This window comes from Acinetobacter johnsonii (assembly GCF_048551975.1).
Taxonomy (GTDB): Bacteria; Pseudomonadota; Gammaproteobacteria; order Pseudomonadales; family Moraxellaceae; genus Acinetobacter; species Acinetobacter johnsonii_A.
In genome coordinates this window covers 62,573-74,440 of the sequence record NZ_JBIMCF010000007.1, presented here as the reverse complement: position 1 = coordinate 74,440, position 11,868 = coordinate 62,573, and the positions used below count along the sequence as shown (strand labels likewise).

Annotated in this window: 9 protein-coding genes; 3 read left to right on the top strand and 6 right to left on the bottom strand. The window is 40.5% G+C overall.

Translation table 11 applies throughout. The features are described 5' to 3' along the window. The first annotated feature begins 1 nt into the window (after window position 1). Genes glmU through ACG9ZB_RS07900 form a run of 3 tightly spaced genes read left to right on the top strand, consistent with a single transcriptional unit; the run spans window position 2 to window position 4,647 of the window. Complete coding sequence (gene glmU / locus ACG9ZB_RS07910; RefSeq protein ID WP_419325265.1) at window positions 2-1,366, top strand: bifunctional UDP-N-acetylglucosamine diphosphorylase/glucosamine-1-phosphate N-acetyltransferase GlmU; 1,365 nt, start codon at window positions 2-4, stop codon at window positions 1,364-1,366. Window positions 1,367-1,378: 12 nt separating this feature from the next. After that, window positions 1,379-3,217, top strand: a complete 1,839-nt coding sequence (glmS, locus tag ACG9ZB_RS07905) for a glutamine--fructose-6-phosphate transaminase (isomerizing) (protein ID WP_419325264.1) — start codon at window positions 1,379-1,381, stop codon at window positions 3,215-3,217. A gap of 59 nt (window positions 3,218-3,276) precedes the next feature. Beyond that, window positions 3,277-4,647, top strand: a complete 1,371-nt coding sequence (locus ACG9ZB_RS07900; RefSeq protein ID WP_419325263.1) for a phosphomannomutase CpsG — start codon at window positions 3,277-3,279, stop codon at window positions 4,645-4,647. A gap of 104 nt (window positions 4,648-4,751) precedes the next feature. Here the strand turns inward: ACG9ZB_RS07900 and ACG9ZB_RS07895 are convergent, their stop codons facing one another. From ACG9ZB_RS07895 to ACG9ZB_RS07870, 6 genes are all read right to left on the bottom strand, one after another. Then, the gene (locus tag ACG9ZB_RS07895) at window positions 4,752-6,194 is read right to left on the bottom strand and encodes a capsule assembly Wzi family protein (RefSeq protein ID WP_419325262.1); all 1,443 of its coding nucleotides are present in this window, start codon (window positions 6,192-6,194) and stop codon (window positions 4,752-4,754) included. A 182-nt stretch (window positions 6,195-6,376) separates the two neighbouring features. After that, window positions 6,377-7,399: a UDP-glucose 4-epimerase GalE gene (gene galE / locus ACG9ZB_RS07890; protein ID WP_419325261.1), complete on the bottom strand. Its 1,023-nt coding sequence runs from the start codon at window positions 7,397-7,399 to the stop codon at window positions 6,377-6,379. Continuing rightward, the gene (gene pgi, locus ACG9ZB_RS07885; protein WP_419325260.1) at window positions 7,392-9,065 is read right to left on the bottom strand and encodes a glucose-6-phosphate isomerase; all 1,674 of its coding nucleotides are present in this window, start codon (window positions 9,063-9,065) and stop codon (window positions 7,392-7,394) included. Before pgi ends, galE begins: the two co-directional genes overlap by 8 nt. Continuing rightward, the gene (locus tag ACG9ZB_RS07880) at window positions 9,065-10,318 is read right to left on the bottom strand and encodes a nucleotide sugar dehydrogenase (RefSeq protein WP_419325259.1); all 1,254 of its coding nucleotides are present in this window, start codon (window positions 10,316-10,318) and stop codon (window positions 9,065-9,067) included. The genes pgi and ACG9ZB_RS07880 overlap by 1 nt, the downstream gene beginning before the upstream one ends. Before the next feature lie 12 nt (window positions 10,319-10,330). Then, window positions 10,331-11,206 carry a UTP--glucose-1-phosphate uridylyltransferase GalU gene (galU, locus tag ACG9ZB_RS07875; protein WP_419325258.1) on the bottom strand — a complete coding sequence of 292 codons (876 nt, stop codon included), beginning with the start codon at window positions 11,204-11,206 and terminating at the stop codon, window positions 10,331-10,333. Between the two features lie 24 nt (window positions 11,207-11,230). Next, complete coding sequence (locus ACG9ZB_RS07870) at window positions 11,231-11,851, bottom strand: sugar transferase (protein WP_419325257.1); 621 nt, start codon at window positions 11,849-11,851, stop codon at window positions 11,231-11,233. Window positions 11,852-11,868: the final 17 nt, after the last annotated feature.

Genomic DNA, 11,868 nt, shown 5'->3' with positions numbered 1-11,868 from the left:
CATGTCAACGACTGTTATTATTCTTGCTGCAGGTAAAGGAACACGTATGCGTTCTTCTTTACCCAAAGTACTACAACCACTTGCAGGACGTCCTTTACTTGGTCATGTCATCGACACTGCAAAAAAATTAAATGCAGCCAATATTATTACCATTTATGGGCACGGCGGTGCACGAGTTCAAGAAACGTTTACTCATGAAAAGATTGAATGGGTGGAACAAGCTGAGCAACTCGGAACAGGTCATGCAGTGCAAATGACACTCCCAGTCCTTCCGCAGGAAGGCAGCTCACTGATTTTATCAGGTGATGTACCTTGCATCTCTCAAAACACGCTACAAAAATTACTCAATGCAACTGCCGAGACAGGCATTGGTCTAGTGACTTTAACTTTAGCCGATGCAACAGGTTATGGGCGTATAGTGCGTGAGAATGGTCAAATTCAGGCGATTGTTGAACATAAGGATGCGACCACAGAGCAGCACCAGATTAAAGAAATTAATACGGGTATTTACTGTGTCAGCAATGCCAAATTGCATGAGTGGTTACCACTCTTAAGCAATAATAATGCGCAAGGTGAATATTACCTGACTGATATTGTAGCAATGGCCTTAGCCGATGGGATGCAAGTCGCATCGGTTGAGCCTGAACAAGCCTTCGAAGTTGAAGGAGTGAATGATCGTGTTCAGCTCGCCGCATTAGAACGTCAATTCCAAATTGATCAAGCCAAAAAGCTGATGCAACAAGGGGTGCATTTAATTGATCCTAGTCGCTTTGACCTACGTGGCAATTTAAAAGTGGGGCAAGACGTCCGCATCGATATCAATGTGATTATTGAAGGCGAATGTGAATTCGGCGACCATGTAGAAATTGGTGCAGGTTGTATCATCAAAAATACCAAGATCGCGGCAGGTACAAAAGTTCAGCCGTATAGCATCTTTGATAATGCTATGGTCGGTGAAGATGCGCAGATTGGTCCTTTTGCCCGTTTACGCCCAGGTGCCAAACTGGCTGCTGAAGTGCATATTGGTAACTTCGTTGAAGTCAAAAACACCAGTATTGGCTTCGGTTCAAAAGCCAACCACTTTACCTATTTAGGTGATGCTGAAATTGGTGCAGGCTCGAACATTGGTGCTGGGACCATTACCTGTAATTATGATGGTGCAAATAAATTTAAAACCATCATTGGTGATGCTGCATTTATTGGTTCCAACAGCTCATTGGTTGCACCTGTCACCATTGGCAACGGCGCAACCGTCGGTGCAGGTTCAACCATTACCCGTGATGTTGCAGAGAATAGTTTAGCGGTAGAACGCTCTAAGCAAGTTGAAAAAGAAAACTATCAACGTCCACAAAAGATGAAGAAATAAGAGGATTAGATTATGTGCGGTATTGTCGGTGGCGTTGCAGAACGTAGTATTACCAATATTTTAATTGAAGGTTTAAAGCGCCTTGAATATCGCGGCTATGACTCTGCGGGTTTAGCGCTGGTCAATCAAGGCCAAGTTTTACGTGAAAGACGTGTCGGTAAAGTTTCCAATTTAGAAGAAGCCGTTAATCAATCGGGTATTCTCGGTTCTCTGGGTATTGCGCATACCCGTTGGGCAACCCATGGTAAACCCACTGAAGATAATGCACATCCGCACATTTCAGGTGATGTTGCTGTAGTCCATAATGGCATTATTGAAAACTATCAAGAACTTAAAGATGATCTTGAAGCTTTAGGCTATGTATTTACCTCACAGACCGATACCGAAGTGGTTGCCCACCTGATTCATGATGCATTGAAGTCAACGCCAAGTTTACTTGAAGCAGTCAAACAAGTTGTGCCACAGCTTAAAGGAGCTTATGCTCTCGGTATCGTACATACTGATTATCCAGATGAACTGATTACCGTGCGTGAAGGTTCACCTTTGGTCATTGGCGTAGGTATTGGTGAAAACTTTATCAGCTCAGACCAATTGGCGCTGCTTCCGATTACCAACCGATTTATTTATCTCGAAGAAGGTGATATTGCGCGTCTCACTCGTAATAGCATTGAAATCTTTGTTGATGGTCAATTGGTTCATCGCCCAGTAAAAGAGTTAGATGCGACCGTCAGCAATGCATCAAAAGGCGAATATAAACACTACATGCTCAAAGAAATTTATGAGCAACCTGAAGCGATTCAACAAACCATTTCACAAGCCTTAAATGGCAATGCCCTACGTGAAGATTTCCTTGCGAATGCTGTTGCAGATTTATCTCAAATTCAGCAAATCCAAATCATTGCCTGTGGTACCAGTTACCATGCGGGTATGATTGCAAAATATTGGTTTGAACAGCTCATTGATCTGCCTTGCCAAGTGGAAATTGCGAGTGAATTTCGCTATCGTACACCAGTGATTGTCAATAATACCCTATATGTCTGTATTTCTCAGTCCGGTGAAACAGCAGATACTTTAGCTGCCCTGCGCGATACTCAAAAGCGTGCTACAGCAAAAGGCTTAGACATCATTACGATGACCATTTGCAATGTCGCAACATCTTCCATGGTACGTGAAACCAACCATAGCTTATTAACTCTGGCAGGTCCTGAAATTGGTGTTGCATCCACCAAAGCATTTACCACGCAGCTTGCAGCGCTTATGTTATTGGTACTCAAAATAGGTACGATTAAAAATCGTATCTCTACACAACAGGTGGCTGAGATTACGGCTGAACTTTGGCATACCCCTAAAGTGATTTTAGATACCTTACGTAATGACCCTGAAATTTTACGTTTATCTGAACTTTTCGTAGAGAAGCAGCACTGCTTATTCTTAGGTCGTGGCACGAATTTCCCGATCGCACTTGAAGGGGCATTGAAACTCAAAGAGATTTCGTATATCCATGCTGAAGGCTATGCCGCAGGTGAACTTAAACATGGTCCGCTCGCTTTAGTCGACAATGACATGCCTGTGGTCATTCTCGCACCGAAAGATGACATGCTCGATAAACTCAAATCCAATATGGAAGAGGTTCAAGCCCGTGGTGGTGAACTCTTTGTCTTTGCCGATGAAAATAGCGGCATTAAAGCCAAAGACCGTCAGCATGTGGTTTATGTACCAAGCATTAGCCCAATACTGGCTCCCATTGTTTATAGCGTACCTGTACAACTGCTGTCTTATCATGTTGCAGTCCTTCGTGGCACGGATGTCGACCAACCTCGAAACCTCGCTAAATCGGTCACTGTAGAATAATTATTTAAATAAAGGCTGGGTATCCAGCCTTTATTCTTTATCTAAATAGAGAATTGCATATGTCACAACTTACTTGTTTTAAAGCCTATGATATCCGCGGCAAACTCGATACAGAACTCAATGAAGAAATTGCTTATAAAATCGGTCGTGCTTATGGGCAAATTTATCAACCAAAAAAAATTGTGGTGGGCTGCGACATCCGTCTCAGCAGTGAAGATTTAAAACAAGCTACCATCAAAGGTCTGAATGATGCGGGTGTTGATGTTTTAGATTTAGGTATGACGGGGACTGAAGAAGTCTATTTCGGTGCCTTCCATCTCGATGTACAAGGTGGCATCGAAATTACCGCAAGTCATAATCCAATGGACTACAACGGCATGAAATTGGTCCGCGAAAATGCACGTCCGATTGGAGCGGATTCAGGGTTAAAAGAAATTCGCTTATTGGCTGAATCAGGCAACTTTAATGAAGTTATCACTAAAGGCAAAACTGAAAAATACAATATTCTGCCTGAATATATTGATCATTTAATGTCATATATTGATCCTGCAAAAATTCGCCCACTCAAATTAGTCATGAATGCGGGCAATGGCGCTGCTGGTCATGTGGTTGATGCCATTGAAGCAAAGTTCAAACAACTTAACCTTCCAGTAGAATTGATTAAAATTCATAATGATGCTGATGGTACTTTCCCGAATGGTATTCCCAACCCGATTTTAGTTGAAAACCGTGACAGTACCCGTAATGCTGTGATTGAACATCATGCAGATATGGGTATCGCTTGGGATGGTGACTTTGACCGCTGCTTCTTATTTGATGAAAAAGGCCAATTTATTGAAGGTTATTACATCGTCGGTCTATTGGCGCAAGCATTCTTACTGAAACAATCTGGTGAGAAAATTGTGCATGACCCTCGTCTTGTTTGGAACACCTTTGATGTCATTGAACAGTACCAAGGTGAAGCTATTCAATCAAAATCAGGGCATTCATACATTAAAGAAAAAATGCGTGAGCACAATGCAGTGTATGGCGGTGAAATGTCAGCCCATCATTACTTCCGTGATTTTGCTTACTGTGACAGTGGTATGATTCCTTGGTTATTGGCAATTTCCGTACTCTCAGAAACCCAACAAACCCTGTCTTCACTGGTTGAAAGTATGATTGAAAAGTTCCCTTGTTCGGGTGAAATCAATTTTAAAGTTGCGGATACTCAAGCCACCATTCAAAAGATTTTTGATCACTTTGCCGATCAAAATCCTGCGATTGATGAAACGGATGGTGTCAGCCTAAATTTTGGTGCATGGCGTCTAAATGTACGTGCTTCCAATACTGAACCTTTATTACGTCTCAACATTGAAAGCCGTAAAGACCAAAATCCAAAACCAATGCAAGATTATGTCGATGAATTAACGCAGTTGATTCAAGGGTAAATTTTTCTGCATGTTAATAAAAAACCATTCAACTTATCATATAGGTTGAATGGTTTTATTTTTTAGCTGAATTCCCGAGGGATTCTCTAAAAACTGACAGCGTATTAAAATAATGAACGCTCCAATGGAATTTCGACTCCAATAGATACTCCCGCATCTTGACCATAGACATCTGAATCACTCACCCATCCATTCAGCTTCAATGGCGCATTTTGTTTTAAGTAATGTGTCCAAGTAAGATCTAAAGCTTTAATTTCATCTTTTTGAGTAAATGCATGATTATTTATCGAGTTTGATTGATTAACTTTTGCCACCATTACTCGCCCATTTAAGCGATTCATAACATCAAAGCGAATATCTCCACCCAGACTTAGCATTTGACCATCCCCGCCCATGGCATGCCCTAACGAGAAGCCGTGTTGGTAATAACCATCCTTATAGTTACGATGTTCATAAGAAATACCAAGCGCATCACGATTGGTTCGAGTATCTGCCCATTCCGTATATAATTGAAATGGCATATTATTGAATTGTGAAGAATAATCGACACCTGCTAAATACATTTTTTTTGAAGGAAGAAGCCCAGCTTCATCTTCACCTACATATTGCCCATAAAGGCTAATCGGCACACCACTCCAGCGGTTTAAATTAAGGCGTGCATCAAAACCTGCGATTTGATTAGACTTATCTAGAGCACCATCATCAAAGTTGTCATTACCTTTAATCGCATTCCATAATGAGTCAAAACTTTCTGACCGCCCTTCACCTCCCCATTGAAGAATTCGAGAAGCACCAAGCTCCAAGTACGGCAATGGCTGTGCAGTTAAACGAAATCCTAATAGTTTGGCGTCTGGAATTGCATGGTAATCATCTAATTGACCTGCAAAGGCTTGATATTGCCAAGGACCAATCCATGACAGCCACTTTGTTTCAAATGCTTGTTGTTCAGCACGCTGCATGGTCAATCCATATACTGGACGGCTTGCATCACCACGAATTAAGCTACCCTCATGTCCAGGCCCCCAATAGGTCGGAATCTGCCCTGCAATCAACCATTGATTCCACAATTTTCCAGCTAAATATGAACCTTCTACATTGACATCATGACCGTTATCAATAATTGGATCTTTTTCAGCATTTACACGAAGTCGTGCATCCCACTGCTTTCCACTTGCATTTAGTTCAAACGCCGCTTGATATTGCGATTTTTGCTCATCTGCAAATTTTTGCGGGATGTTTTGTGGATCTGTTTCAGCAAATAAAGCGAGCTTAATAGAGGTATTTTCTGCTTCTAAATTTGCCATAACCGAATTGACAACTTTCTGCTGAGCATTATTTTCAATTTTTGCAGTAGATAATGCACGCTGAATTTCTTCACCACTCAATGGCCAAGTCGAAGTGCTAATTTGAATCACGCCTTGTTGGTTTAACCAATTTAAATCCGTGCGTAAATCTTCATTATTTAAGACAATCCCCTGAGCTGCTACAGGCAGTGCTAAAGCAGATAAAATGGCAAATGACAAAACGTTAATGCTTTGATATTTCATAACTATTCTTCAATTTAGCTTGTTTTAACAACATCATAGCGAGTTTTATCTACAATTTCAGAATATGCATATGCTGGTTTGCATAATCACTACATTATTCACTCATCGTTTTAAACAGCGCTATCTTTATACTTCTCGAAATCGATGTCACATCCCAACCTAACTTATTGTTAAGTAAAGTGTTAATCTTTAGTAAAACCATTCGGGTTTTGTTTTTGCCAGTTCCAGCTATCTTTCAACATATCTTCTAAACCATATTGAGGCTGCCAATCTAACTCTGCGACAGCACGGGCATTATCAGCAAATGAGGTTGCAACATCACCTTCTCGACGAGGTACATATTCAAAAGGTATCTCAATACCATTTACCCTCTCAAAAGTATCTCGAATTTGTTTTACTGAAATCCCATTGCCTGTACCAATATTCCAAGCGCGGCATCCTTGCGTTTTTAAACGATGATTCAATGCGCATAAATGTGCATTGGCCAAATCAACCACATGAATATAATCACGAACACCTGTACCATCTACCGTCTCATAATCATTGCCAAAAATTGACAACTTATCACGACGGCCGACTGCCACCTGTGTGACATAAGGCATCAAATTATTGGGTATCCCTTGTGGGTCTTCACCAATTTGACCACTTTGATGTGCGCCTACAGGGTTAAAATAACGCAGCAAAGCGATTGACCAACGCTTATCTGCAGCTGATAATTTTTCTAGCAGCTGCTCAACAATCAGTTTGGTATAGCCATAGTTATTACTTGGCATACCTGTAGGCATGGTTTCATTCAATGGTGAAATATTGGCTTCATCATAGACTGTTGCAGATGAACTAAAGACCAACTTAAAAACTTGAGCACGCTCCATCGCTTTAACTAAGCTAATAGAACCTGAGATATTATTTTCAAAATATTTTAGAGGCTCTTTTTGGCTTTCACCCACAGCTTTTAAACCTGCAAAGTGAATCACTGCATCAATAGAATGATGCTGAAAAATTTGATCTAAAATTTGCTGATCGAGAATATCACCTTCAACAAAATCTAATTTTTTAGCTGCCAACGTTTGAACCCGTGCTAAAGCTTCGACAGAACTGTTGGACAAATTATCCAGTACAACAACGTCATGCCCTGCGCTCAAAATTTGAATACAAGTATGTGAACCAATATAACCTGCACCACCTGTTACTAAAATTTTAGCCATTGGTTTTTCCTAATAATATGTTTAGTAAGCCTTGCGTTGAACCATCTAAATCCGAAATATCCTTTCGATCACCACTTAATATTGGAAGTAGCTGATTGGCAATTTCTTTGCCTTTTTCTACCCCCCATTGATCAAACGGGTTAATGTTCCAAAGCACCGACTGTACAAAAACTTTATGTTCATACATTGCGATCAACATGCCCAAACTATATGGATCGAGCTCTTGCAATAAAATGGTTGAACTTGGTTGATTCCCTTCATATTGTTTATATTCTGGCAAATCTTGTACTTCTTGTTGATTTAAAGCTTGATTACCAAATGCCAGTAAGCGCGATTGAGCCAAACAATTGGATAAGGCCAAATGATGCTGTTCCACCAGCGCCTCTGCATTATCGACATAGGTAAATTGTTGGGCCTGATAGCGCTGCACTGGCGCAATAAAATCACAACTCACTGCTTGACTGCCTTGATGCAGTAATTGATAAAAAGCATGCTGCGCATTTGGTCCCACTTCTCCCCATATAATCGGGCAAGTATTCCAGCCAACTTTTTGACCATTACGCTGAATCGATTTACCATTGGATTCCATTTCTAACTGCTGCAAATAAGAGGCGAAATATTTCAATCGTCCATCATAGGGCAGTACTGCATGAGTATGAATATCAAGGAAATTATTATTCCACGCACCCAATAAGCCCATTAATACAGGAATATTTTGTTCGAAAGGTGCCGTCTGAAAATGCTGGTCTATTGCATATGCGCCAACTAACAGTTGTTTAAAGCCATCAACTCCAATTGTCAGTGCAATCGGTAAACCGATACATGACCAAAGTGAATAGCGACCGCCAACCCAATCCCAGAGCAAAAATTGGTTTTCAGCTGCAATACCCCATTCTGTCATTTTATCTGCTTTGGTAGATACGCCAATAAAATGATGCTTTAAAATTTGTGATTCTTGCCCAAGTGCTTTTTCAAGCCATAAACGCACTGTTTGCGCATTAGATAAGGTATCAATGGTCCCGAACGATTTTGAAGATATAATAAACAGCGTGGTTTCGGGGCGAAGTTGATGCAATAAATCTGAAAGCTGACTACCATCAATAGTCGAAACAAAATGTACATTGAGTGGCTTATATGTGGATTTTTTGAAATCAGATAAGGCATGACTCACCATCAGTGGTCCTAAATCTGACCCTCCGACACCAATATTCACCACATCTTGAATGACTTCACCCGTTGCGCCGCGGCACTGACCCGCATGAATTTTTTCTACCAAAGCATACATACGCTCAAGTTGTGTATGCACTTGTTTTGCTAATTCAGGATGAGACTGATCATCTTTAGGTAACCGTAGCGCCCAATGCATGGCTGCACGCTGTTCGGTATAGTTAATTTCTTCAGTAGAAAATAAACGCTTTATCCACGACGTTAAATCTTGTGTCTGTGCCCACTGGACTAGATTTTTGACAACGGGCTGATTGACTCTATGTTTACTAAAATCAAAAACCACCGGCTCTAAAGTCACAGAGAATTTTTCGAATCGCTGAGGATCTTCAGCAAAGAGTTCTGTTAAATGCCTATTTTCAAATTCAGCTTTTAAACCATGAAGTCCGCCTACAACTGAATCTACATGTTCTACCGTATAGGGTTGAGTTTTCATAGACATTAGCGTCCTACCCCCATATATGCAAAACCTTGAGATTTCACATACGCTGGATCATAAATATTGCGCCCATCCAAAATAAGCGGATGCTGCATGGTTTTAAGCAATTCTGTATAATCTGGACTCCAATATTGTTTCCATGCGGTCAATAAACACAAAGCATGTGCATCTTGCACTGCCTCATATTGCTCTATGCAATATATAAGATCAGGTCGCTCACCATATATTTTTTTAATTTCATCCAGGGCTTGAGGGTCGTGTAATTTAACTTTTACACCTTGAGCCCATAGTGCTGCCAACATGGCATGAATAGGAGATTGTCGCGTACTGGAGGTTTTTTCTTTAAATGCAGCGCCCCATATCGCAACAGTTTTCCCTTTTAAATCACCATGATAATAATTCCATAATTTACGGAATAAAACTTCTTTTTGCTGCTCATTAATGTCCCAAACTTGAGCAAGGAGTTGACTATTTGCACCCACACCTGACACCGTCTGCGTTAGGGTCTGAATATCATGTGAAAAGTTTTCTCCACCAAAGCCTGCCCCCGGATAGAGATAAGATCCCCCAATACGATTATCCGCAGCCATCCCCTGACGAACTGACTCAATATCAATGCCTAATTTCTCAGCAACCACTGCCAAGTCATTGATATAACTAATTCGTGTCGCCAACATGCCGGAGATACTCAACTTGGTAAATTCGGCATCTACAATGGGCATAAATAAATATTGCTGCTGACGTGGAAATAAAGGACGTAAGAGTTCCTTAATTTTAATTTGAGCAGCATCTGATGCAGACCCAACAATCAGCTGTTTGGCTTGGGCAAAGCTTTGTAAAGCGTTTCCTTCCTGAATCATGTCGGGTAAGTAGACCCACTCATCTTCATGCAAAATTTTTACAAATTTTTCTGTCCCATGCAGTCCTAAAGTAGAAGCATTGATCATCAGTTTAGGGTGAATAATGGGACGAGACTTTAATTTTTTTAATATCTCAATCGCTTGAGTTTCTTCAGTTGGGTTAAAACTGAAGAAATAGGCATCTGCATCTATTGGAATATCATTCAAATCGCAGTATTTTAAGAAACTACTTTGTTGTTTGTTGAGTAGATTTTTTACAGCTTCATCTTGCATATACACATGTTCGCTTTCATACGTTTTCAGTGGTTCATACCAAAAAACGTGATGACCGCATTCTGCTAGCAAAGCAGCAAATACACCTGAAAAGAGTGTTTGTCCAAATACTGCAACCTTCATATCAATCTCTTTTTATAGTTTTAGTTCTTTGATCAGTGCTTTAAATTCTTCACCTAATTTTGGATGGTCTACGCCATAATGTAAAACCGCTTTGAGATAGCCCAATTTACTACCGCAATCAAAAGTTTGACCTTTCATCCGATAAGCTTCCACCGTATCGGTCGCTTGCAAAGCTGCAATTGCATCGGTCAACTGAATCTCATTCCCTGCCCCTCTAGGCGTGTTCTCAAGTAATTGCATAATTTTGGCAGGTAAAATATAGCGACCCACTACCGATAAATTTGATGGTGCAGCGTCGACAGTAGGTTTTTCCACGATACCTTGCATTTGAATACTATGCCCCTCGGCAGGTATAGAAGCAACATCGACAATGCCATATTGATCGACCATGTGATCTGGTACAGCTTCCACCATAATTTGTGCTGCTTGAACCTGCTCAAAACGTTGAATCATTAAACTTAAATCGTTCTGGTCTGATGGATCTTTCACTAAAACATCTGGCAATAGCACAGCAAAATCATCATCACCTACTATGGCTTTTGCACACATTACAGCATGACCTAAACCAAGTGGCTGTGGTTGACGCACGCTGATTACACTCACATGTGGCGGTAAAATTTCAGTGATTTCTTTGAGTAAATCAAATTTCTTTTTATTTTCTAGAGTGGTTTCCAGCTCAAAATTTCGATCAAAGTAGTTTTCAATCGAAGCTTTTGAAGAATGGGTAACAAGAATAATCTGTTCAATGCCAGCAGCAACTGCTTCTTTTACAACATATTCAATGGCTGGACGGTCAACCACTGTGACCATTTCTTTGGGAATAGACTTGCTCGCAGGTAAAAAACGTGTACCAAGGCCTGCGACTGGGAGAATGGCTTTTTTGATCATTACAAATAGTTCACTAATAAAAAATTATGACTTGATTTCATCTTTAATTTTTTCAGGATCATTTCCTTGAAATAAAGAAGGGCCAACATGACCCGGTGCATTAATACCTTCTCGTTTGGTCATCACACCGACTGTTTTGAACATGATTTTAAAGTCAACCAAAGTATTATGGTTATCTACATACCATACGTCGCATTTAAAACGTTCTTCATAATCAAGTTCATTTCGACCACTCACCTGAGCTAGGCCAGTCATACCGGGTTTAACTTCCAGACGACGAGCTTGTTCTGGTGAATATAATGCTACAAAGTCTTTAAGCATAGGACGTGGTCCAACAATACTCATATCCCCTTTTAAGACGTTTATGAGTTGTGGCATTTCATCTAAACTTGTAGAACGCAATTTTTGTCCAAAAGACGTAATACGCTGTTCATCTGGTAATGGATTGCCTTCTTTATCCACTGCATCTTTCATCGACCGGAACTTAATCATTTTAAAAAGCTTACCGTCCTTTCCTGGGCGTTCTTGCAGAAAAAATATTGGAGAACCTAAGTTTTTACGAACCTTAAATGCAACTAAGCAAAAAATTGGTGATAAGAGGATTAGTGCTATTAGTGAGATAACAACATCAACTAAACGTTTCATAACTAAAATTACCACTC